This window comes from Micromonospora sp. CPCC 206060 (assembly GCF_036906895.1).
Taxonomy (GTDB): domain Bacteria; phylum Actinomycetota; class Actinomycetes; order Mycobacteriales; family Micromonosporaceae; genus Micromonospora.
Window position 1 is genome coordinate 24,222 of the sequence record NZ_JBAKHU010000023.1, and the last position, 23,087, is coordinate 47,308.

At 72.4% G+C, this 23,087-nt stretch carries 16 protein-coding genes; 3 read left to right on the forward strand and 13 right to left on the reverse strand.

Annotation, left to right across the window (positions count from 1 at the left end):
• The first annotated feature begins 40 nt into the window (after positions 1–40).
• Positions 41–679, forward strand: a complete 639-nt coding sequence (locus V6U90_RS16455) for a flavin reductase family protein (protein ID WP_334436713.1) — start codon at positions 41–43, stop codon at positions 677–679.
• Between the two features lie 125 nt (positions 680–804).
• Here V6U90_RS16455 and V6U90_RS16460 read toward each other — a convergent pair whose 3' ends face one another.
• The 12 genes from V6U90_RS16460 to V6U90_RS16515 all read right to left on the reverse strand — a co-directional run bounded on the left by V6U90_RS16460 (position 805) and on the right by V6U90_RS16515 (position 19,088).
• Complete coding sequence (locus V6U90_RS16460; protein ID WP_442933600.1) at positions 805–1,374, reverse strand: GNAT family N-acetyltransferase; 570 nt, start codon at positions 1,372–1,374, stop codon at positions 805–807.
• 58 nt (positions 1,375–1,432) lie between these two features.
• Entirely contained in the window at positions 1,433–2,929 is a 1,497-nt protein-coding gene (locus V6U90_RS16465) for an MFS transporter (RefSeq protein WP_334436718.1), read from the reverse strand.
• A gap of 474 nt (positions 2,930–3,403) precedes the next feature.
• Positions 3,404–3,823 (reverse strand): acyl-CoA thioesterase, encoded by a 420-nt coding sequence (locus V6U90_RS16470; RefSeq protein ID WP_334436721.1) that lies wholly within the window; start codon positions 3,821–3,823, stop codon positions 3,404–3,406.
• Positions 3,820–9,447, reverse strand: coding sequence for a type I polyketide synthase (locus V6U90_RS16475; RefSeq protein ID WP_334436723.1), 5,628 nt, complete (start codon positions 9,445–9,447; stop codon positions 3,820–3,822). The genes V6U90_RS16470 and V6U90_RS16475 overlap by 4 nt, the downstream gene beginning before the upstream one ends.
• A complete protein-coding gene (locus tag V6U90_RS16480; RefSeq protein ID WP_334436725.1) occupies positions 9,444–10,442 on the reverse strand; it encodes an RnfABCDGE type electron transport complex subunit D in 999 nt (332 codons plus the stop codon). The genes V6U90_RS16475 and V6U90_RS16480 overlap by 4 nt, the downstream gene beginning before the upstream one ends.
• Positions 10,439–12,310 (reverse strand): CRTAC1 family protein, encoded by a 1,872-nt coding sequence (locus tag V6U90_RS16485; protein ID WP_334436727.1) that lies wholly within the window; start codon positions 12,308–12,310, stop codon positions 10,439–10,441. The genes V6U90_RS16480 and V6U90_RS16485 overlap by 4 nt, the downstream gene beginning before the upstream one ends.
• A 69-nt stretch (positions 12,311–12,379) precedes the next feature.
• On the reverse strand, positions 12,380–13,282 hold the full coding sequence (locus V6U90_RS16490; RefSeq protein ID WP_334436729.1) for a DUF1702 family protein: 903 nt from the start codon (positions 13,280–13,282) through the stop codon (positions 12,380–12,382).
• A gap of 217 nt (positions 13,283–13,499) precedes the next feature.
• The gene (locus V6U90_RS16495) at positions 13,500–14,831 is read right to left on the reverse strand and encodes an aminotransferase class V-fold PLP-dependent enzyme (protein ID WP_334436732.1); all 1,332 of its coding nucleotides are present in this window, start codon (positions 14,829–14,831) and stop codon (positions 13,500–13,502) included.
• Between the two features lie 136 nt (positions 14,832–14,967).
• Positions 14,968–16,110: a trans-sulfuration enzyme family protein gene (locus V6U90_RS16500; RefSeq protein ID WP_334436735.1), complete on the reverse strand. Its 1,143-nt coding sequence runs from the start codon at positions 16,108–16,110 to the stop codon at positions 14,968–14,970.
• On the reverse strand, positions 16,107–16,982 hold the full coding sequence (locus V6U90_RS16505) for a class I SAM-dependent methyltransferase (RefSeq protein ID WP_334436738.1): 876 nt from the start codon (positions 16,980–16,982) through the stop codon (positions 16,107–16,109). The genes V6U90_RS16500 and V6U90_RS16505 overlap by 4 nt, the downstream gene beginning before the upstream one ends.
• 28 nt (positions 16,983–17,010) lie before the next feature.
• On the reverse strand, positions 17,011–18,297 hold the full coding sequence (locus V6U90_RS16510; protein WP_334436741.1) for an aminotransferase class V-fold PLP-dependent enzyme: 1,287 nt from the start codon (positions 18,295–18,297) through the stop codon (positions 17,011–17,013).
• Positions 18,294–19,088, reverse strand: a complete 795-nt coding sequence (locus V6U90_RS16515; protein ID WP_334436744.1) for a hypothetical protein — start codon at positions 19,086–19,088, stop codon at positions 18,294–18,296. The genes V6U90_RS16510 and V6U90_RS16515 overlap by 4 nt, the downstream gene beginning before the upstream one ends.
• A 605-nt stretch (positions 19,089–19,693) precedes the next feature.
• Between V6U90_RS16515 and V6U90_RS16520 the strand changes: the two genes are divergently transcribed.
• Entirely contained in the window at positions 19,694–20,206 is a 513-nt protein-coding gene (locus tag V6U90_RS16520; RefSeq protein WP_334436746.1) for a hypothetical protein, read from the forward strand.
• A 347-nt stretch (positions 20,207–20,553) separates the two neighbouring features.
• Positions 20,554–21,927 (forward strand): helix-turn-helix domain-containing protein, encoded by a 1,374-nt coding sequence (locus tag V6U90_RS16525; RefSeq protein ID WP_334436749.1) that lies wholly within the window; start codon positions 20,554–20,556, stop codon positions 21,925–21,927.
• A gap of 128 nt (positions 21,928–22,055) precedes the next feature.
• Here V6U90_RS16525 and V6U90_RS16530 read toward each other — a convergent pair whose 3' ends face one another.
• The gene (locus V6U90_RS16530; protein ID WP_334436752.1) at positions 22,056–23,033 is read right to left on the reverse strand and encodes an ATP-binding cassette domain-containing protein; all 978 of its coding nucleotides are present in this window, start codon (positions 23,031–23,033) and stop codon (positions 22,056–22,058) included.
• Positions 23,034–23,087: the final 54 nt, after the last annotated feature.

Here is a 23,087-nt window from a genome sequence, read left to right on the forward strand (position 1 = left end):
CCGTCGACGCGGGCCGGGGTCACCGCTGATTGGAGTCCGCATGTCATCGCAGCCGCCCATCGCCCCGGGTCAGCTCGCCGAGCCCCTGGAGATCGCGCCCGCCGACTGGCGCAAGCCGGACGTCTACCAGCTCATCACCTCGCTGGTGGTGCCGAGACCGATCGCCTGGGTGTCGACCGTTGCGCCGACCGGGCACCGGAACCTGGCCCCGTACTCCTACTTCAGCCTGGTCGCCGACCACCCGCCGCACGTCGCGTTCTCCTCGATCGGGGAGAAGGACACTCTGCGCAACATCCGGGCCACCGGCGAGTTCGTCATCAACATCGCCGACCAGAGCCTGCTCAAGCAGCTCGACGGCACCGGCAGCCACTTCGGCGCCGAGGTCGACGAGTTCGGCGAGGTGGGCGTGACCCCGGTGCCCTCGGTCCGGGTCCGACCGCCGCGGGTGCAGGAGGCGCGGGCACACCTGGAGTGCCGGGTGGCCGCGATCCACCCCGTCGGCAACGGCAACCTGATCGTCGGCGAGGTGGTGCACGTGCACGTCGAGCCGGAGGTCTGGCGGGACGGTCGGGTGGACAGCACCCTGCTGGACCCGGTGCTACGCCTCTCCCGCTGCTACGGGCGGCTGAGCACCGAGGTCACCGAGGAGGAGGAACCGGCGCCGCACGTCTTCACCTGAGCGACCGCCCACCGCCACATCCGGCCGGCGCAGCCCATGCCCGTCGAGCCTGATGACTCTGCGGCATATTCATGCCCGACAGTCATCAGGCTCATCGTGGTTGGCGCCCCGGCACGGAGGACCGGTCACCAGACGTCGCCGTCGCGCCAGTCGCAGACCAGCGGTTCGGACAGCTCCAACGGTTCGGCACCGGGCAGGACGAAGACCCCGCCGTCGTCATCGACGGTGCGCTGGACGCCGTCCGGGGTGAGCACCGCGGTCGGCCCGGTCCACCGCGCCCAACCCCGGGCGGCGTAGAAGCCGATCGCCTCCTCGCTGCTGCTCAACGCCCCCAGGTCGTACCCGCCCGCGATTACCCGCTCCAGCGCCGTCATCAGGGCCGCCCCGTACCCGCGCCCGCGCCGGTCCGCACGGACCGCGACGCCCTCGACGTAGCCGGTACGCAGCGCCCGCCCCCGGTACAGCAGCCGCCGCTGCACCACCGCGCCGTGGCCGATCAACTCGTCGCCATCCCAGACCAGCGCGTGCACCCCGCCCAGGGAGTGCTCCCAGTCCTGGTCGGAGAAGTCGCCGTCGAAGGCCCCCTCCAGCAGCGCCCGGACGGCGGCCCGGGTCTTGGCGTCCAGATCTGCGGTGTGTGCGGTAGAGATCCCGGTCATCAGGCCATCCTCTCCCGATCGGCAACAGCCGGACATGGCGGTGGGCCGCACCCGTGACAGGTACGGCCCACCGGTGTGTGTCCGGACAGGAGGGTCAGTCCTCCTTGGGCGGCGGGCCCATCATCATCATGGGCGGCGGGGCGATCGCCCCCTTCGGCAGGGCCAGCACGCAGACGGCCACCAGCACCGGCAGCACCAGGGCGGTGAGGAAACCGGCCCGGTAGCCGGACATCAGCGCCTCGGCCGAACCGTCCACCCCGCCGGCCGCGATCCGCACCACGACCACGTTGAGCAGCGCGAGCGAGAGCACGCCACCGATCTGCTGGGAGGTGGAGAGCAGGCCGGAGGCCAGACCCTGCTCGGTGGGGGCGACACCGGTGGTCGCCACGAACATGGCCGGCGCGAAGCCGAGGCCACCACCGATCCCGAAGATCACCAGACCCGGCACGATGTGCAGCAGGTAGTTGCCGTCGGCCGGGGTCATGGCCAGCAGCACGATGCCGACCGCGCTGAACGCGGCGGCGATCAGCAGCACGTTCTTCACCCCGAACTTGGCCACCGCGGCACCGGACTTCAGGGCGGCCACGGTGATCAGCGCCGAGACCGGGGCGAAGGTCAGGCCCGCCTGCAGAGACGAGGCACCGAGGACCTGCTGCATCACCAGCGCGGCGAAGAAGACGGTGGCCATGGTGGCACCGGCCGAGGCGAAGCAGATGACGTTGCCCAGGCTGACGTGCCGGTTACGGAACAGGCTCAGCGGCACCATCGGCTGGGCGACCCGGCGCTCGACGAGCCAGAAGGCCGCCAGCAGCACCAGGCCGGCCAGGCCGGTCAGCAGCACCACGGGCCGGAACCCGCCGTTGCCGGCCTGCGACGCGGCGGTGACCAGCAGCACCATGCCGGCGGTGAGGAGGCTCGCGCCGACCAGGTCGGTCTTGCCGCTCTGCCGCTCCCGCTGGTCGCTGACCTGCCGCAGCACCGCCACGATGACCAGCAGCGCGAACGGCAGGTTGATCAGGAAGATCATGCGCCAGCTCGCCAGCTCGGTGAGGATGCCGCCGAGGAGCTGGCCGACGACCGCGCTGCCGGAGGAGACCGCACCCCAGGCGGCCAGGGCCTTGGCCTTGCCGGCGCCCTCACCGAAGCTGACCATGACCATGGCCAGCGCGGCCGGCGAGACCATCGCCGCGCCGACGCCCTGCACGCCACGGGAGACGAAGAGCAGCCAGCCGCTCTCGGCCACCCCGCAGCCGAGCGAACCAAGGGCGAACACCACCAGACCGGCCAGCAGCATGCGCCGGGCACCGAACAGATCGGCCAACCGGCCGGCGGTGACCAGGAAGCCACCGAAGGTCAGCGCGTACGCCGTGCCGACCCACATGATGTCGGCGGCGCCGATACCCAATTCGTTCTGGATGGTCGGCATGGCGACGGCCACCACGGCGACGTCGAGGATCAGCATGAACTGCGCGAGGCAGAGTACCGCGAGCAGGGCGCGTCCCGCGCCAGATGGTGCCGCCTCGGCTACGCCGCCGGCGCCGGGCGACGGCGGCCCCGCGCTCTCGGCCGACTTGTTGGTCTCGGTGCTCATCGAGTGATCCTCCGGTTGGTGTCCGAGCGTTCTTCTCGGTCGCGTCAACCCGTCGCCGGCACTGGCGACCGGTTGGTCAGGTGTGCTGATGGACCCGCTCCGACCGGTACTCCGGGCCGGATGCACCGGCCCGGGGCGGGGAGGCGGGGGGACGTGCCCGGCACGAGGCGGCAGATCGGCCGCGACCGATGGTGCGACACCTGCCCTCCTCGCTCTAGACAGCGAAAGGCCCCGATCCCACGGATCCGGGCCGCACCGCTTGCGGTGGCAAAAGGTATAGCCAGTTAACCACAGGTGGTGGCGGTCAGGAAACGCCCTGCGAGGTGCAGATTACCGGCTGCTATCGAGTTGTCCACAGAATACGGACCGACGGCGGCTGCGGTTTGGCGCAGATGACGTCACCTGCGCCACCGCCGCTGTCGAATCCGGTGGCGACCGGGCCGCTATAGGAAATGGCTGCGGCCGGCCGACCGGTCACGGTGCGAACATCTCCACCGCCCGGGCCAGTTCCTCCGGTACGGGTGCCGGCACCGTACGATCCCCGTCCCGCCGCATACAGGCCACGGTCTGCCGGCCGATGGCCACGGTGACGTCGTCACGGCAGAACTGGAAATCCATCTCGACCCGGTTGGCGCCCTTCCCACGCAACGTCATGCCGACATCGATGACATCGAGCCCGAACGACTCGGCGTAGTAGTCCATCGCGCAGGAGACGGTGACCAGGGCCAACTCCCCCGACTGCACGGCCTTGAGTACTCCCGGCGCGTGGTCGAGCAGGAACCGTTCCCGGCAGTGGCCCTGCCAGTGCAGGTAGTGGGCGAAGTAGACGTTGCCCACCAGATTGGTCTCGTCGAACGTGACCAGGTGACGGTAGTGGTACACGGGGGTGGTCATCGCTGCCCTCCATCGATCGCCACGGCCACCGTCACCGGGGCCGGTCCGCCGGCCACCGCGACCCGGGCGACCAGCACCTGGGTACCGTTGCTGCGCACCACGACCAGACCCGGTTCGACCACCTGGTCCAGACGCAGCGGCTGGGTGACGGGCCGCTTCGGCAGCCGACGCAGGGCGGCCTCCGCCACCTGGACCCGCAGCACCGCCACCTCGACCGGCTCGCCGGTCTTGTCGGCGATGTCGCGGGCGAGCCGGTCCGGCGCCGGGTCGGTGTCCCCTGTGGACGGGCCGGACAGCCGCCAGTCGAAGGCCACCGGCCGGGGTGCCCGGGCGCCGATCGTGCCCCACCCGGTCCGGTACGTGGCCACCGGTCCCGACCAGCCCGGTACGGTCCGGGCCGGACCGGCTGCGGCGCCCGGCAACGACCAGATGTCGATGTCGTCGGCCACCTCGCACTCGATGAGCCGCCGGGCCAGCGAGGGTCCCATCGCCGCGAACGGCAGCGGGTCGTTGCGGTGCGGGCCGGCCGCCCGCAGACGCAACCCGGTCCAGGTGGCCACCGGCCGGCCGTCGGGGTCGTGCAGATCCACGTCGAAGACGTACTCACCGGCGGTGTGCGACCGTTCCGTCGCGCTGACCAGTACCGGCCCGGCGACCGGGCGCCAGACGGTGAACCGCTCGACCGCGACCGGCAGCGCCCGACGGTGCGGGACGCAGGCCAGCAGGACGTGGATGCTGGCGTCCAGCACCCCCGGATCGCCGAGCAGCAACTCCTGGCCGTGGAACTCGGAGAACCAGCGGGCGGCGGGATCACTGTCGACCCAGGCCCGCACGGTGAACGCGGAGAGCCACTCGTAGCTGGTCAGCCGCTGGAACCGGCCCTCGTGGAACAGCACCGGCCCGTAGAACGGGTGCGGTCGGTCCACCGCGCTGACCGGGGTACGCGCCCCGATCGGCGCCGGTGGCTCGGGGGCCGGGGCGACCGTGGCCTGGAAGCGGGTACCGGCGAAGCCGTCGCTGTCGTCACGGAGTACCACCTCGACCTCGTCCGGGTCGTGCGCGGCGCCGAGCGCGGCGCAGCGCAGGGTCCGGGCCGCCCGCTCCGGTACGGTGATCGGCGCGGTGAACGCGGCGTCGCGCAGCGACCAGACCTCCCGGCCGCCCCGCAGGGTGGCGGTGGCCTGGGCCATCGCCTCCAGACCGAGCACGGCGGGGAAGACGGCGGTGCCGTCCAGGCGGTGGTCGGCGAGATACGGGTCGGAGCCGACGGTGAGGCTGCTCTCCAGCACCACCTCCACCGACGGCAGCAGGTCGTGCCGCTCCTCGGCGAAGCGCAGCGTCCCGGTGGCCGCGACCGTGGGCGTGGTCAACGCCGGGGTCGCCGGGAACCGGCTGGTCACCAGGACGGTCACCGGCGCGCTCGGATCGCCGAGCAGGTCCCGCAGCACCGCCTCGCCCTGCTCCGGATCGATCGGGGCCACGCCCTGGCGGCGCAGCCCGTCGAGTGCGCCCAACCGGACGCCCATCCCCCGGTCGGCCCAGACCGACCACTCCAGCACGTGGGTACGGCAGGCCGGGTGCCGCTGCGCCCAGCGCTCGACCTCGATCCGCATCCAGTCGTTGGCCAGGCAGTACTCCGGCTGCCCGGCCAGGCCGCAGCGGCCGATGATGGATCCGTAGGCCAGGACCAGCTTCAGCCGGTCCCCGGCGGCGTCGAGCAGGTGCCGCAGCCCGTCCACCTTGGGTGCCAGGGTACGGCGCAGCCCGTCGACCGCCACGTCGGACATCCGGCGGGGTTCGTTGACACCCGCGCCGTGCACCAGGGCGGCCACCGGGCCGTGTACGGCGGCGGCGGCCAGCGCGGCCGGCACCGCGTGTGGGTCGGTCACGTCGCAGCTGACGTAGTGGGCGGGGACCCGCTGGCCGAGCTGGGCCAGCCCGGCGCCGACCTTCGGGTCGTCGGCGCTGCTGCGGCCGAGGACGACCAGCACGGCACCGGCCTCCTCGGCGAGCACCGCCGCCGACGAGGCGGTGATGCCGGTGACGCCGCCGGTGACCAGGATGACGTCCCCGGCGGCCAGCGGCAGCGGCCCCCCGCCGGCCACCGGTCGCACGGTGGTCTGGGAGCGCAGGATCCCGCCCTGCGGGTCCATCCGCAGTTCGAGGTAGCCCCGGTGGTCGGCCACCCCGAGGTCGGTCAACTGCTGTCCGGGCGGTACGTCGACGACGGTGGCCGCGCAGCCGGGCACCTCGGCGACGGCGCTGCGGGCCAGCGCGGCGGCGGCCGGATGGTCGTGGTGCACCACCAGCAGCCGTTCGGGCTGTTCGGTGCCGATCAGGGCCATCAGCTCGGCGATCCGGGTCGCGGTGTCACCGGACGGGGCGACGTCGGGCAGGACGACGGCCAGCCCGTGCCGGACCCGGGCACCGGTGGTCGGCGCGCCGGCCAGCTCCGTCAGCCAGTGTCCCTCCGGGGCGTGCACCTGCCAGCTCACCGGGGTACGGGCCGGGCCGGGCCGGTACGGCACCCAGGTGTGCGCGAAGACCCGCACGTCGGGGCGTACCCCCTCCACGGTGTCGCTCTCCCCGGCCGCTTCGGGCAGGTCGGCCAGCAGTTCGGCGGCCCGCCCGACGGTGGCACCGGCCAGTTCGGCGGGCGGCTGGCCCGGGACCTTGCCCAGCGAGCCGGCCAGTTCGGCGAAGGTCTGCACCACCTGCAACGAGTTCAGATGTAGGTCACCGAGGAGGCTGGCGTCCGGCCGGATGCCGTCGATCGGCAGTTCCAGCACCCGCGACAGGTGCAGGCGCAGGGCGCCCAACGGGTCGCCGCCGGCGGGGACGGTCGCACCGACGGGCGCGAGAGCGTGCTCCCGGGTGGAGAGCACGGCGGCACCGGCCGGCAGCGTCACCGAGGGCAGCGTCTCGCACTGGTTCTCCAGCAGGGCGATCGGCTGACCGGGCCGCATCGGCCGGGCCGGTCGCTCGGTGAAGAACGGTGCCGGGTCGGCCGCGCCGGTGGCGGCGAGCACGGCGGTGGCCCAGGCGTGCCGCCGCTGCGGCCCGCCGCAGTCGAGGCTGACCGCCGGCACGGTGACCCCGCAGTCGGCGGCCAGGCCGGCGAGGATGGTGCCCGGACCGACCTCCACGAGCAGGTCGCACTCCGCGGCCAGGTGGGTCACCGCGGCGAGGAACTCCACCGGCCGGGTGAGCTGGTCGACCAGCAGGCCGGTCAGGTCGGTGCCGGCGGGCAGCGGCGCACCGGTGGTGGTGGAGACCACCGGCCGGGCTGGTTCACCGAACGTGAGGTCCCGCAGCGCGGCACGCAGCGGCTCGCGTACCGGCTCCATGGCCGGGCTGTGGAAGCCGTGCGAGACGGGGATCTGGCGGCCGACGACCCCTTCGGCGGCGGCCCGGGCCAGCACGTCGCGCACCTCGTCGACGTCGCCGGCGATGGTGGTCTGCCGCAGCCCGTTGTGCCCGGCCACCACCACCGCCGAGTCGCCGATCAGCTGCCGGGCGTGCTCGACGCCGGTGCCCAGGCTGGCCATCGTGCTGCCCGGGGCGCCGTGTTCGGTCATCAGCCGACCCCGGACGGCGGCCAGGGCCAGTCCGTCGGCGGCGGAGAGCGCGCCGGCCCAGACCAGGGCGCTGATCTCACCGAGGCTGTGCCCGGTGGCGGCGACCGGTCGGCAGTTCAGCGCGTCGAGCCACGCCACACCGGCGAGGCTGGACCGGACCACCGCCGGTTGGGCCTGGTCGGTCGCCACCTCACCGTCGCGGACCACCAGCCCGTCGGGGAACGCCGGCACGTCGAGCCGGCGGGCCCAGTCGGGCAGGTCGGCGCGGACCGGGGCGGCCTGGCCGGGGAAGAGCAGGCCCACCCGGGGCGCCGCGCCACGGGCGACGACCGCGCCGGTGCGCTCGTCGAGCGCGAACGGGCCGTCCAGTTCGGCCAGCAGCTCCCGGGCCCGTCCGGCCGCCTCGGCGAGCTGGGTGGGCCGGGCCGCGATCAGGGCGGCCCGGTAGGCGTCGTCGGCGCCCGGGGCGTGACAGGTGACGGCGAGGTCGTGCAGTTCGGCCCGGCTCAACCGCCCGGCCTGCTCGGCGACGGCGCCGAGCCGCTGGTCCAGGCCCGCCCGGTCGGCCGCGCCGAGGAGCACGATGTCGTACTCGGGCAGCGGCGCGGCGAGCCGGGCGAGGGTCGCGGCCGGGGTCGCCGGACGGCCGGGGTCCGCCCCGGCCAGTACCACGTGCGAGTTGATACCACCGAAGCCCATCGACGACACGGCGGCGATGGTGTCCGGGCCGGTCCACTCCCGGGGCTCGGCGAGCACCTGCACCGGGGTACCCGGGTCGCGCAGCAGTCCGTGCGGGTCGTCGCAGCCGGTGGTCGGCGGCAGGACCCGGTGGTGCACGGCGAGCGCCGCCTTGATCAGACCGGCCACCCCGGCGGCGGCCTTGGTGTGCCCGATGTTGGCCTTGATGCTGCCCAGCGCGGCCGGGGCGGCGCGGTCCGCCGCGGCCAGCACCTCCCGCAGGGTCTCCAGTTCCACCCGGTCACCGACCGCGGTCCCAGTGCCGTGCCCCTCCACCAGGCCGACCGTCGCCGGGTCGAGGCCGGCCATCGCGTACGCCCGGCGCAGCGCCTTGACCTGGCCGTGCGCCGCCGGCCGGGTCAGCCCGCCGGAGCCGTCGGAGGAGGTGCCCCAGCCGACGATCCGGGCGTAGCTGCGCAGCCCCAGCCGGTCGGCCTGCTCGGCGCGCATCAGCGCGACCATCCCGCAGCCCTCACCGGGCAGGAAGCCGGTCGGATCGGCGTCGTAGACCCGCATCTCGTCGACGGCCAGCGCGCCGACCCGGGCGAACCCGACCAGTTCCAGCGGGTCGAGGCTCAGGTCCACGCCGCCGGCGACGGCGAGGTCGAGTTCCCCGTCGCGCAGCGCCCGGCAGGCCGTCATCACCGCCAGCAGGCTCGACGAGCAGGCACCGTCGACGGTGTAGCCGGTGCCGTGGAAATCGAAGTGGTTGCAGATCCGGCCGGCGATGGTGTTGGACAGCGACCCGGCGAGGGTCTCGTCGTTCGGTTCGGCGAAGGTGGACCGGACCAGGTGTTCCAGTTCGGCCAGGGCGAGCGCGGCCCGGTCGTCGTCCACCCCGGCCCGGTCCATCGCCAGCGCGGCGGCGCTGCGCAGGAACGGCAGCCGGGCGCGGACCGTCCAGGACCGGCTGAACTCGCCGGTCAGCGAGTTGCCGATGATCACCCCGACCCGGTCCCGGTCCACTCCGTCGCGGTCCAGGTCGTCGGCGTGCAGACCGGCGTCGGCGAGGACGTCGGCGGCGGTGGCCAGGGCGAGCCAGTGGCTGTGGTCGGCCGAGCGGTACAGCGGGCCGGGGATGCCGAAGCGTTCCCGGTCGAAGGTCCAGTCCCGCAGCAGGCCGGCGTGGGTCACGTAGGTGACGTCCGGGTTGTCCCGGTCGCCCCGGTAGCCGGCGCCGAGGCGCTGTTCCGGCAGGAGCCGGAACCCCCGGCGGCGACCCAGGACGGTCTGCCACAGTTCGTCGGGGCCGGTCGCGTCCGGGTACCGGCAGGCGATCCCGACGACCGCGATCGGCTCGGTGTTCATCCGCCGGCCGCCGCGGTTGTCGCCGGGGCGCCGACGGTGGTGGGCTGCGCACGCTCGCGGTACCGGGCGGCCAGCAGCACCGCGCCCCGCAGGATGCAGGTGATCACCAGGGCGAAGAAGAGCCCGAAGGAGATGCCGGAGACCACCAGGATGCCGTAGACGGCGGCGGCGGTGAGGCCGAAGATGACCTGCCCGCGTACCCGGGTGGGGGTGGTCCCGGGGTCGGTGATCATGTAGTTGGTGAACAGGATGAAGGCGAACCCGGTGATCGGCAGCAGCGCGCCGATCAGGGTGTGGTCCAGGATCAGCCAGCGCAGCACGGCCTGGGCGATGAACCCGCCGACCCAGGCGAGGATGAGCGGGCTGCGCCGGGTGAGCTTGGCGTTGAGCATCGTGCCGAGCATCAGTACGCCGAGCGGGAGCAGCCAGTCGACCGCGCCGGAGATGTTGTTGGTGAAGTGGTAGGGCGGCGCGATCCCGACCCACGGGAAGATCACCAGGGTCAGCGCGATGCCGGCGTTGGACGGGTTGAGCACGTGCCGCAGCCGGTCGCCGCTGCGCAGCCGGACCACGTACTTGCTGACGTTGGCCACGGTCACCGCGAACAGGTACGGCCACAGCGACGAGTTGCCCCACAGCAGCATCCCGCAGGCCAGACCGGCGATGTGGGCGGGCAGCAGGAAGGTGATCAGCTCGTTGGGTCCGCCCGCGTACTCGGGCCGCCGGCCGCGGGCCCGGGAGTCCAGCCACTCCATCAGCAGAGCCACCGCGTAGCTGACCAGCACGCTGAGGATCGGGGTGATCGGGGACTGCTCGAAGCCGAGGAACAGGTGGCCGAGGATGTTGAACACGGTGATGGAGAGGGCGAACCGGCGCAGGGCCTTGACCCGGGGGGTGACGACGAAGGTCGGGGTGGCCGCCGGGGTGGCCGGCGCCGTCGGGCCGGCGGCCTGGTCGAGGGCTGCGGCGTTACGGGGCTCCGCCGTGGTTGTCATCGCACTACCGCCGTTCCGTCGGGGTTGAGCAGGACGGTGTGGCGCCCTGCGGTGAGGGTGATCTCGGCGCGGTGCACGCCGTTGGCGTCCCGCCACGAGACGGTGGCCGGCACGCTGCCGCTGGCCGGCAGGGCGAGGTGCAGCTCGGCGGCGGAGACCCCGGCGTGCCCGTTGGCCGGGAAGAGCTGGGCGCGGCGGCTGCCCTCCGGGTCGCGGACCTCGATCTGGGCGCCGATCGCCGGGCGGGTACCGGTGCCGGCGGGCATCTCCAGCCGCAGCCCGACCCCGGGGGCCGCCTTGCCGTCGTTGAGCAGTACCCGGGAGTCCTCCCACTGGTTGGCGACCAGCACGTCGAGGCGGCCGTCGGCGTTGACGTCGCCGAAGGAGAGGCCACGGGACACGTCGGGGGCGTCGATGCCCAGCTCGGGGGCGAGGTCGGCGTAGCTGCCGTCAGCCTTGCGTGCCCAGAACGGGTTGTGCTCGTGGCCGGAGAGGTCGGCGCCGGGTACGAAGTGCGGCCAGGTGGCCGGGAAGCGCAGCAGGTCGTCGTTGCCCATGGCCAGTTCCTGGAGCTGCGGCCAGAAGTTGGTGTCGCCCTTGACGAAGCCGGTGGCCTGCATCAGTTCGTCCACGCCGTCGTTGTCGAAGTCACCGGACTTGACGTCCCAGGCCCAGCCGGAGCGGGACAGCCCGAGTTGTTCGCTGCGGTTGGTGAAGGGCACCTTTCCGTCGAGCAGCTCGCTGCCCTGTCCGGTGGGGACGAAGGCGAAGTTGCTCTCGTGCAGGGCGAAGTTCGTGGTGATGTTGCTGACCACGATCATCGGCAGGGTCTCGCCCCGGTCGTAGGTGAAGGTGACACCCATGCCCTTGAACGAGTCCCGGCCGAGCACCTGGGACTTCGGGGTGACCATGTCCCGGTCGCCGAGCACGGCGTCGAGCCGTACCTGACCGGGCTTGGAGTGGTTGACCAGCAGGTGGTCGGGGCCGAAGTCGTTGCCGAGGTAGATCTCCGGCAGGTGGTCGCCGGTGAGGTCCTGGAAGCCGATGGCCAGCGTCCAGGACGTCGAGGCCCGGGCCGGGATCGCCGCGCTGGCGTCGGTGAGGGTCGGTACGGTGTCCGGCTGGCCGGTGGGGCGGGCCAGTAGGAGCTGGTTGCGGCCGGCGTTGGCGGCCAGGTTCATCGAGTGCTGCATGGCGATGCGCTGGTCGTCGCGGGCGTTCGGGTCGAGGATCCGGGCGCCGTCGGGGAAGTAGTTGGCGACCAGGACGTCCAGGTGGCTGTCCCCGTCGACGTCGGCGACGTTGAGCCCCGTGGAGTTCCACGGCTGCATCGGGGTGACCAGCTCGGCCGCGCGGAACCCGGCGGCGGTGGGTACCGCCGTGCCGGCGGCACCGGCCGGGGCCGGCCCGGCCGTGTTGAGGAAGACGATCGGTGAGCGGCCCCAGTAGTAGACGACGATGTCCTGGTCACCGTCGGCGTCGAGGTCCGCCGGCACGCAGCCCATCGGGGCCATCGTCGCGTCGTAGGGCAGGGCGCCGGCGGTCAGCCGGACCGGCTGGTAGTCGGGGCCACCGGCCTGGGGCACCGGGCGCAGGGTCACCGAGTCGTCGCGCGGGTCGACCAGGCAGGCGTCGGCTGGCCGGCCGAGACCGCGCAGGTCGGTCAGGCCGACCGCGGCGCCGACCGCGGAGATCCAGCCGCTGAGTCCGCCCAACGCGGGTGCCACGTTACGCACCTTGCGGGCGCCTTCGGGCGCGCTGTTGAGCGGGTACGCCGTGAAGGCGAACCGGTCGGCCATGCTCTTCAGCTCTGCGGCGCTGGTGCCGGGCCGGACGACCAGCACCGCCAGGACCACACTCAGTGCCACCCCCACAACTTGGGGAACGAATCGCCGAAGGTTCTTCGGCATGTGTCTCACCTCCAGGGGAACGCGAGCTCAGCGGGATTCGGCAACCAGGGCCCGGAGGCGGGACTTCCACTCCAGGTATGCGGCCAGGTGCGGCGACGATTCGAGGTCCCGGGATGTCTCGGTGGTCCACCGGTGCACGGTGTGCACGTCGGTGCCGAGCAGCCGGCGGCAGACGTCCTCGGTGTGTGGCGGGACGATCCCGGAGCGGGCCCGGGCCCCGACCGCGAAGGTGACACCCTGCCGCAGGTGGGGCAGGTACCCGGCGGCCAGGGCGGGCAGCCGGTCGATTTCGTCGCCGTTGACGGCTCCGGCGTACCCGCAGGCCAGCCCGACTCCGCTCCACAGGTGCGGTCGGGCGGCGGGCGGCTGGTCGTTGATCACGGTGGCGATGCCGTCGACGTCGGCCGACTCGACGAACCACAGGGCCCGGCCGGAGCCGGCCACGGTGGCCGCCCACCGGTCCGAGGCGGGTCGTCGGGCCCGTCGGCGCAGCGCCGGCAGGCCGCCGAAGAAGGTCTCGCCGAATCCGGCACCGTCCAGGGCCAGCCACCGCATCAGCGGGGCCCGGGGCAGCCGGGGCAGCGGCAGCCGCATCGGGGCCAGGGTCCAGCCGGCGCCGACGTGGATCAGGTGGATGTACCGGTCCCCCGGACCGGCCAGCAGTTTCTCCACGGCCCGGGCCCGGCCGGCGGTGCACAGGTCGAGCTGCGAGGCGAACATGGCGGCGCCCTCGTACGCGAAGCCACGCTCCGGGTCGGGTACCTCGGCCAGGACGTCGTGCCGGTCCCGCCAGTGCAGGGCGGCGAGGTTGAACCCGGTCAGGAAGCTGTGCGCGTGCTGCTCCAGAATGGCCCGTGACGCCGGTCGGTCAAGCCGGAATCCGCGCCGCTGGAAATCGGCCATGCGCATCGGCAGGGGTAGCCGTGGCATGGCCTTCAGATCTTTTTGCTGTGACGCGGTCTGCGCGCTTTTCTGCGACACATCGGCCTCCCCGGCAGCTTACCCCGCAATGCCTTTGGTATCAGCAAATATTGAACGTGGTCAAGGTTCCCGCCAGTCATCTGTCGGGGCTCTGTCAACGTTCAGCAACATTTCCGTCGACCCACTGGAACCTCCCCAGGTCAGCGGCACTGCCGACGTAACCGGGTCAACGGGCGAGGCCCTCCGTCACCTTCCGCATCGCCTCCACTGCGTGATCGATTTCTTCCCGGCTGTTGTAGAGATGCGGCGAGAGGCGGATGGCGAAAGACGGCGGCTGCTCCTTCGGAGCGAATCCCACGCATTGGACAGCAATCCCGTGTTCACGTTGCATGCGAGTTTCGAATTCCATGAAACGAGCAAATTCGGAGAGATCAGCGGGATCGGTGAACGGCTGGAAGGCCACGATTGAGGAATGCAGCCGACGGTCGTCGTACGGGCTGAGCAGCCGGTCGGGGCCCCAGTGCTCGATGACACGTTGCTTCAGGTGCTCACCCAGCCCCAGCACGTACTGCTGCACCCGGGCCCGGCCGAGCCGGTCGAAAAGCTGTGCGGCGGCGGCCAGCGCGGCGGCGCGGGACAGGTCGGCCGAGTCGGTCTGCTGGAGCAGCGCGCCCAGGTCGTAGCCCGCCTCCCGGGAGGTGCTGCGCGGCGGCAGCGTCCCGTCGACCGGGTAGGTCAGCGACACCACCGGCCAGAAGGCCGGCAACGGCGCCGGGTTGTGCTCCGGCAGCACCCGGTTGCGGGCGTACAGGAAGCCGCTGCCCAGCGGGCCGCACTGGTATTTGCCGCCGGAGGCGCTGAGGAAATCCACCCCGGTGGCGTGCAGGTCCAGCACGAACTGCCCGGGCACCTGCGCGCCGTCGACCACCGACACCAGGCCGTGCCGCTGGGCCAGTTCGGCCAGCTCCCGGGTCGGGAAGGTGGTGCCGATGGTCAGGCTGACCGCCGGCCACTGGATGACCCGGGTCCGGTCGGTGATCGCGGCGGCGAACATCTCGACGATCTGCTCGGCCCGTTGCGCCGGCCCGACCGGCGGATCCAGCCGGCGCAGCACGACCCCCCGCCGCTGCGCCAGCAACGCCAGCGGCGACCGGACGGTGAAGCACTCGTGGCTGGTGGTCAGGATCTCGTCGCCGGGGGCCAGGTCCAGCCCGTGCAGGATCCGGGTGGTCGCGTCGGTGGCGCTCTGGGTGATCGCGATCTCGTCCGGCGCGCAGCCGTAGCTGGCCGCCAGGGTGGTCCGGGCGGCGACCACGGCGGTGTCCGCGTACGGGTCCCGGGGGTTGCGGGCGTACTCGCGGTCGGCCGCCCCGAGCAGGTCCAGCACCTCCGTCGGTACCGAACCGACCGCCGCGGTGTTCAGGTACACGCCCCCGGTGTCCAGCGGGAAGAGCTGACGTACCCGCCGCCACGCCGCCGGATCGGTCAGCGGTGCCGGGTCGGTGTCCGCCGGTCCGGGACCGGTCGTCGGGTCCCCGCCGGTTGCGTGCTGCGCCATCGAAGTCCTTTCGTCAGCCCGGTCCGCCGCTCGACAGCCGGGACGTGGGGCGGGCGTGGGTGGGGCGGCCGTGGGTGGGGCGGCCGGGGCGTGGACGGCCGGGCGGGGAGGCACCGGACCGGCGCGGGTGCCCGCCCTACGGGCGGCCGGCGCGCAGCGCGGTGACCAGGTCGGTGACCAGGTCTGCGGGATCCTCGATTCCCAGCGACAGCCGGATGAGGTTGTCGGTGACGCCCAGCCGCAGCCGGACCTCCCGGGGTACCGGCCGGTGGGTCATCAGGGCGGGACACTCGATCAGCGACCGGACCCCGCCGAGGCTGACCGCACTGGCGAAGAGGCCGACCCGGCTCATCAGCTTCTCCGGGTCGTGCAGGTACTCGAAGCTGACCAGCGACCCCGCCCGGGTCATCTGCCGGCGGGCCACCTCGTGCCCGGGGTGACCGGGCAGCCCCGGGTAGTGGATCCGGCCGACCGTCGGCTCGGCGCGCAGCGCCTCGACCACCGCCTCGGCGTTGTCGACCTGGCGGGCGACCCGCAGCGACATCGTCTTCAGCCCCCGGTGCACCAGGAAACAGTCCAGCGGACCGGCCATGTTGCCGGCCGTGGTCCGGTACGTCAGGAAGCTCTCGTGCAGGTCCGGGTCGTGGTAGACCAGGGCGCCGCCGAGGACGTCGAGATGCCCGGCGATGCACTTGGTGGTGCTGTAGAGGCTGATGTCGGCACCGAGCGCCAGCGGCTGCTGGAGCACCGGGCCGGCCAGGGTGTTGTCCACCACCACCAGCGCACCGCGCCGGTGCGCCCGCCGGCACACGTCGGCCAGGTCGACCACCTTCAGCAGCGGGTTGCTCGGCGACTCCACCCACACCATGGCGATGTCGTCGCCGTCGTCGCCGAGCGCCCGCTCGACCACGGCGGGGTCGGACAGGTCGGCGTAGTCGACCCGGATGTCGTAGCGGGCCAGCATGGCGAAGAGGGTGTGCGTGCCGCCGTAGACGTCGTCGGAGCTGAGCAGCCGCTGACCGGGCCGCAGCACCGACACGGCGGTCATCGCGGCGGCCTGCCCGGAGGCGTACACGGTGGCGAACGGGGCCTCCTCCACGGCGGCCAGCGCCCGTTCCAGGTCCTCCCGGGTGGGGTTCTCCCCCCGACCGTAGAAGTACCGGGGCGGGTCCTGCATGTCCCGTTCGTAGGTCACGGCCAGGTGCAGCGGGGGAATGACGTCCCCGGTGCCGGGTTCGGGGTCCTGGCCGATCCGTACCAGTCGGGTGTCGAACCTCATGCCGGTCCGCCCTCGGCCACCGCCCGCAGACAGAGGCTGACCGAGGGGAGGCTGACCGTGCCGTCGGCGGTGACGAACCGTTCGGCCTCGGCGCGCACGGCGGCCCAGATCTGCGGGTCGTCGACCGCTCCACAGCGGTCGGTCAGCAGCTGGCGCATCCGGGGCGGCAGCACGTCCCGGGTGAAGGTGACGAACTCGTCGACCGAGTCGAGTACGAAGGGCACCACGCACTCCTCCACGGCGACCTCGACGAATCCGGCCGCGCGCAGTTCCTCGGCGGCCTGGGTCGGGTCGGCCATCGAGAACGGGCCCGGCCCGCCGGGCGGCGGTGGGTCCAGCGCGAGCTGCCGGGAGATCACCGCGAAGCCGAGACTGATCATGGGTACCGACGGCGGCGGCCCCCAGACCGCGGCGGCCAGCACGCCACCGGGGCGCAGCAGCCCGGCCACCCGGCGCAGGGTGGCGACCCGGTCGGCGGCGAACATCAGCGCCCACCGGCTCAGCACCACGTCGAAGGCGCCCAGGGGCAGGGTCGCGGTCTCCACGTCCCCGACGGCGAAGTGCAGGTTGTGCCGGTCGGCGCCGGCGCGCTGGGCCGCGGCGATCATCTCTGGGGCCGGGTCGATGGCGAGCACGCTGCCGCCGGGCCCGACCACCCCGGCGGCGGTCCGGGCCGGCTCACCGACCCCGGTACCGACGTCGAGCACCCGCTGGCCGGCGGTCACGCCACCCAGCTCGATGAGCCGCCGGGTGACCACCCCGGCGCCCCGCTCGAACTGCGGGGCCCACCGCTGCCACGGGCCGGCTACCGAGTTCCAGATCGTACGCTGCTCGCCGCGGATCGCGGCGACGTCGATCGAGGCCGAGGACATCGCACTACACCTCGTATTCTGTCGCAGGTCACAGGAACCGGGTGTTCGGTTGTTCGGTCGTCCAGAAACCGGGGCGGACGGTGCGCAGCGCGTCGCAGACGCGTTCCAGGTCGCGTTCGGTGTTGTAGACCGCGAACGAGACCCGGACGGTGCCCACCAGGTCGAGGCTGTCCAGGAAGGTGCTGGAGCAGTGCACCCCGCAGCGGACCGCGATGTTGTGCCGGTCCAGGTGGCCACCGACGTCGTAGGGGTGCAGCCCGTCGATGGCGAACGAGACGATGCCGCTGGGATCATGCGCGGGGTCGCCGATGATGCGTAGCCGGTCGAGGCCGCCCAGCGCCTCCACCGCGGTACGGACCAGGGTCTCGTCGTGTGCCCGGACCGCGTCCCAGCCCAGGTCGGTCAGGTAGCGCAGCGCCGCGGCGAGGCCGAGTCCGCCGGCCACGTCCGGGGTACCGGCCTCCAGCCGCGCCGGAACCGGCACGTAGGTCACCGGTTCGGCGAACGACACCCCCTTCACCGTGCCCCCACCGACCTGGTACGGCGCCAACTCGACGAGCAGGTCCCGGCGGCCGTAGAGCACCCCGGTGCCCATCGGGCCGTACACCTTGTGGCCGGAGAAGCAGTAGAAGTCGGCGTCCAGGTCCCGCACGTCGACCCGGCGGTGGGCGACGGCCTGCGCGCCGTCGATGACGGTGACCACGCCGTGCCGGTGCGCGGCGGCGATCATCTCGCGCACCGGGTTCACCGTGCCGAGCACGTTGGAGACGTGCGCGAACGCCGCGATCCGGACCCGGGGACCGAGGGCCGCGGTGAAGTCGGCCAGCCGGACCCGGCCGTCGACGGCGACCGGCACCACGACCAGTTCCGCCCCGGTCTCCTCGGCCAGCCGGCGCCAGGGCAGCAGGTTGCTGTTGTGCTCCATGCCGGTGATGACGACCTGGTCCCCCGGCCCGACCAGCCGCCGTCCGACGGTGGCGGCGAGCAGGTTCGTCGCGTCGGTGGTGCCCCGGGTGAAGACGATCTCCTCCGGGTGGGCCGCCCCGAGGAATTCCTGGGCCGCTACCCGGGCCTGCTCGAACGCCTCGGTGGAGGCCAGGCCGAGACGGTGGTAGCCACGACCGACGTTGCTGTTGATGGTGGTGTAGTAGCCGGTTATGGCATCCAGCACCACCTGTGGTTTCTGGGTGGTGGCCGCATTGTCCAGGTAGACCAGTCCGGTGTCCTCCGGCTCGGCCCGGAGGATCGGGAAGTCGTCCCGGACCGATGTGGTCAGGTAGCGCGGACGGAGTTCGCTGTGCCGCATCTGAGTCATTCCCGCTCCCGGATCTGGAATGCGTTGCTGAATCGGTCGATATAGGTGCGTACGAACGGGAACACCTTCTGTTCGGCGTACGGCCGGTCCGGCGGCGGCAGGTAGCCGGGATCGCCGGGCTGCCGCAGCCGACCGTCCGGGCCACGCAGGTGCGGCCCGAAGAAGAACCAGCAGAACTGGCCGAGATGCTCCGTGAACAGAACGGGATGCACCTCGTCGGAATACATGTGCAGATGGCAGTAGGTGGCCTTGAATTCGCCACGCGGGCCGAAACTGTTGTGGAACATGACATGACCGAAGAGGTCGTGCACCACCCGGAAAAGGTCGTTGTGGGTCAGCTCGACGTCGCCCAGCACGACCCCCGAGGGCTCCCGCAGCGGGTGGAATCCGGCCTCGGCACCCGGTCGGGGGCCGTGTCCGTTGCGGGTCAGGTACAGCCGCAACCGCCGGGTCCGGCGCACCTCGCGGACCAGCTCGGCCGAGTTGCGGTACGGCTGGCCGGGCCCCTGCCAGGGGACGACCTCGACACCGGCGTCGAGCAGCACCTGGTACTGCGCCCGGTTCTCCTGCTTCAGCCGGTCGTAGCGGGCCCGCAACGTCTCGTCGTACGCCAGCATGGGTGCCTGGTGGAAGTAGTCCGCCACCTCACGGCAGTAGTCCTCGTCGAGGTGGACCGCCAGTCCGTCCAGGTGCGCGAGTGGAACGTCGCGCCGTCGAGACGGCGGTTGCCGGTCGACGTACTCCTGCGCCACGCGGAGCAGGTCCGGCTCGGCCGACATGTCGTCCCTCACCACCCTCTCCATGCCCCGCGAGCGTCGTGGCAGCGGCGGGCCGGACCGCCGGCTCGGCGGCGCGCACGACGCTCCCGGTACGCGGCCGGCCGCCGGCCCACCGACCCGACAGGTGCCGGCGGTGGCGCACATCGTCGACGGCCACTCTGGCAAGTTATGCCGACGATGATCCGCCGGCCAGACTTCCGTTAGCCCGAGGAAAGAGGTCCGTCAACGCCACGACGGGGTACGCCGGCGCAGGGTCGGGTTGCTGTCACGTCGGCCGACCCGGGGATTGACAACAGCCGTTGACAAGGTCGGCGGCGGGCTGGCACGGGGCCAGGATCGGGTTGTCATGTCAGCGGTGAAACATGCCGCCGGATCCCGGCCCGCACCCCCAATGGTCGGGACTCTCCGCAGGTCGGGCGGGGCACGGCGGGGTCGACTCAGGAATGCCGCAACCATGACACTAATTACCCCAAGGTAACAAAAAGCATTCTTCACTTTGCTATAGCATCGCCGGCCACGCATCGATTAACCTTCAGCTTGATCTGCACGTCAGGGTCGTCGATGCGGCGCCAGGGGGACACATGCAGCGTCACGAGTCGCATGATCATCCATCGTCAGTGGAAGACCATCCGATGTGGGGGGCACTGCCCTGGCTCCACCGGTGCTACGACCGGATCGCGAGCGTGCCCAGCCGGGGGGACGGCGGGGCAGGGCGCGGTGAGCGGACCAACCTCTCCTGGTCCCGCGCCAAGGACCTGGCCGCCGCAATGCTGGACTACGCGCGGTGGAGCGGGGACGAGGACCGCCTCGATTGCGCGATCGCCCTGCTGCGGTACGCGCGGTCGATCGCACCGTCCGCCGGCCCGCCCCGCCGGATCATCGCCACCCAACTCGGCCTGGCCCTCTACGTGCGCTTTCAGCGCCGTGGGTCACGGACCGACCTGGACGCCGCCGTCGCCGAACTGTGCCGGGGGCGTGGCCCGCTCGATGATTCTGAAGCGACCGGCAACGAGGTACCGACGTCGGAGGTCCGGCTGTTGACCGAGGCACTGCGCCACCAGGTCCAGGCCGACGAGCACCCTCTCGACCGGGAGTTGGCGACCACGCCGGTGCGGCACACTGCGGCGTGACCGTCGACCCACGGGCCACCGGCCACCCGATCCGACCAGCGCAGACCGGGCTGCCACACCCGCGACGGGTACCGGCCTGCCCACCGGGGCGCCCCGCCCGACCGACGAGCGCCGACACAGCCCGCCGGACCGGGGGCCCGGTGCCGGGTCCCGCCGACCGCGGTCACTTCCGGCGGCTACGGATTCCACGCGCCGGGCCGGAAACGGTAAAAGATGTTGACGGAAGCATGGCAGTGCTTTGTCATACGGGTCATCCTTTGGGAGACATTCGGTTACTATCGATAACTAGCGGTTTGACAGCCCCGCCTCGCGAAACACTGAGGTCTTTCACCAGGACTGGCATCCTCATGAAGACAGGCTCCCCAGCTTCCGACGCAGGCGCCACGCCGACCCAGTCGTTCGGAACACGCCTGCGCCTCCTGCGCCTCGACCGTGGCCTGCGCCAGCGGGACCTGGCCGGTGACAAGATCTCGGTCAGTTATATCTCGTTTCTGGAGTCCGACCGCCGCGCTCCCACCGAACGCGTCATCCGGCAGCTCTCGGAGCGGTTGGGCTGCCGCCCGGAGGAACTGTGGTCCCCGGCGGACTCCCCCGCCCCGGAGTCGCCCATTCCCGCCGCCGTGGATTTGCGGCTCGCCTGGGTCGCGCTGATGGTGGGCCGGTTCGGTGATGCGGAGAAGACCTTCGAACGGGTGCGGATCGAGCATGACACCGACAGCGACGAGGTCCGCGAGGCCGAGTTGGGCCTCGCCCACGTCGCCGAGGCGACCGGCCGGGTGAACGAGGCGGTGGCGGGCTTCGAGGCGTACCTCGCGACGGTGGAGCACGGCCACGGCCCGCACCGGCTCGCCGCCACCATGGGCCTGTCCCGTGGCCTGGCCCACCTCGACGACACCGAGCGGGCGATCCGGTTCAGCACCGAGGCAATGGACTACATCCGCCAGATCGGGCTGGACATGTCCGACGTGGGCGTGGAGATCCGGGCCATCATCGCCAGCATCCACTGCGACCGGGGCGAGCACGTCCTGGCTCGGCAGGCGATCGCCGAGGCGTTGGACATCGCGCCGCAGATCGCCGACCAGCACCGGCTGGCCGACATCTACTGGCAGGCCGGGGCGACCGCGGTCGCCGAGGGTGATCCGGGTCGGGCGCTGGAGCTGCTCAACCGGGGCGCCCAGCTCGGCAACGGCCGCGACTACCACCGCACCATGGGCATGCTCCGGGCGCTCTACGGTGGCCTGCTGCTGCGCCATCCACCGACCGACCCGGCGCTGGCCCACGAGATGCTCACCCAGGCCCTGATCGACCTGCGGGCCAGCGGCAGCCTGCTGGAAACCGCCCGGTGCCGTAACGACCTGATCTGCGCCCTGCTGATGCTCGGCCGACCGGCGGAGGCCGACGAGACGGCCCAGCGGTTCCTCGCCGACACCGCCACGCCGACACCGGAGCGGATCGCCACCCTGATCCTCCGGGCGACCGCCCAGTCCACGCTCGGCGACCTGGACGGTTCCCTGGCCAGCGGCGAGGAGGCCCGCACGGCGCTGGAGGACCTGGTCCCCTCGCCCCAGGTGTCCCGGCTCTGGTCGCAGTTGGCCGAGGCGATGACCCAGGCGGGCGACACCCAGGGCGCGATACTGGCCTACCGCCGCGCCGTCCAGGGCCTCGGAGTGCCACCCGGCCCGGCGATGATGCCCGGTGGGGACGGTTCACGACCGTTCTGACGGTGGCCCGGCGCGTCGGCCGGGACCGTCGCGGCGTTCTTCGCGGTGGGTGCGGCCAGAGCGGACGCCGGCCCCGGCAACGGCCGTCCCGGGTGCCCGGGCCGGTGCGCAGTCCGGCCCCGGCCGCGTCAGGCCACGGCCGGGGCCGGCTCCTGCTCGGTGAGGCGCAGGAAGACCTCGTCGAGGGTGGGCCGGCGCAGCGCCACGTCCTCGATCACCACACCCGCCGCGTCGAGTTCCCGGACCACCAGGGGGAGCGTGAACCCGCCGGTCGACGTGGTGACCCGGACCGTCCGCTCATCGTTGTCGACCACCGGTTCGATCCCGGTCAGCGCGGCGAGGACGGCCGCCGCGCCGGCCAGCGCGTCCCGGTGACTGACCACGACCTCCACCCGGGTACCGATGCTGGCCTTGAGGGCGTCCGGGGTGCCCGAGGCGATCGCCCGGCCGTGGTCGACCACCACCACGTGGTCGGCCAGGTGGTCGGCCTCCTCCAGGTACTGGGTGGTCAGCAGCACCGTGGTACCCGCCGACACCAGATCGACGACGTGACCCCACATCTGCTGCCGGCTACGCGGGTCCAGCCCCACGGTGGGCTCGTCGAGAAAGAGCACCGGCGGCGCGACGATCAGACTCGCCAGCAGGTCCAGCCGGCGGCGCATCCCACCCGAGTACGTGCCGACCAGCCGGTCGGCCGCGCCCACCAGGTCGAACTGCGCCAACAGGTCGTCGGCGCGGCGGCGGGCGGCCCGGTCACCGAGGTGGTGCAACCGGGCGAACATCCACAGGTTCTCCCGACCGGTGAGCCCCTCGTCCACCGCGGCGTGCTGACCCGCCAGGCCGATGTTGCGGCGTACCTGTTCCGGCTGTTCGACCACGTCGAAGCCGGCCACCCGCACCCGACCGGCGTCCGGGGCGGTGAGGGTGGACAGGACCCGGACCGCGGTGGTCTTGCCGGCTCCGTTGGGCCCCAGGACCGCACACACCGTCCCGGCGCGGACGGTCAGGTCCAGCCCGCGCAGCGCGTGGGTCCTACCGTAGTGCTTGTGCAGGTCGCTGACCTCCACCGCAGCCCCGCCGGTGGGGACGGGTCCGACTGCGCTCATCGCTCCTCCACGGTCGGGTTCGGCGGCACCGGGTACGGCGCGAACGGCGGACGA

Coding starts and splice junctions, on each gene's coding strand:
- V6U90_RS16455 (WP_334436713.1), top strand. CDS start 41: ATGTCATCGCAGCCGCCCATCGCCCCGGGTCAGCTCGCCGAGCCCCTG.
- V6U90_RS16460 (WP_442933600.1), bottom strand. CDS start 1,374: ATGTCCGGCTGTTGCCGATCGGGAGAGGATGGCCTGATGACCGGGATC.
- V6U90_RS16465 (WP_334436718.1), bottom strand. CDS start 2,929: ATGAGCACCGAGACCAACAAGTCGGCCGAGAGCGCGGGGCCGCCGTCG.
- V6U90_RS16470 (WP_334436721.1), bottom strand. CDS start 3,823: ATGACCACCCCCGTGTACCACTACCGTCACCTGGTCACGTTCGACGAG.
- V6U90_RS16475 (WP_334436723.1), bottom strand. CDS start 9,447: ATGAACACCGAGCCGATCGCGGTCGTCGGGATCGCCTGCCGGTACCCG.
- V6U90_RS16480 (WP_334436725.1), bottom strand. CDS start 10,442: ATGACAACCACGGCGGAGCCCCGTAACGCCGCAGCCCTCGACCAGGCC.
- V6U90_RS16490 (WP_334436729.1), bottom strand. CDS start 13,282: ATGCCACGGCTACCCCTGCCGATGCGCATGGCCGATTTCCAGCGGCGC.
- V6U90_RS16495 (WP_334436732.1), bottom strand. CDS start 14,831: ATGGCGCAGCACGCAACCGGCGGGGACCCGACGACCGGTCCCGGACCG.
- V6U90_RS16500 (WP_334436735.1), bottom strand. CDS start 16,110: ATGAGGTTCGACACCCGACTGGTACGGATCGGCCAGGACCCCGAACCC.
- V6U90_RS16505 (WP_334436738.1), bottom strand. CDS start 16,982: ATGTCCTCGGCCTCGATCGACGTCGCCGCGATCCGCGGCGAGCAGCGT.
- V6U90_RS16510 (WP_334436741.1), bottom strand. CDS start 18,297: ATGACTCAGATGCGGCACAGCGAACTCCGTCCGCGCTACCTGACCACA.
- V6U90_RS16525 (WP_334436749.1), top strand. CDS start 20,554: ATGAAGACAGGCTCCCCAGCTTCCGACGCAGGCGCCACGCCGACCCAG.
- V6U90_RS16530 (WP_334436752.1), bottom strand. CDS start 23,033: ATGAGCGCAGTCGGACCCGTCCCCACCGGCGGGGCTGCGGTGGAGGTC.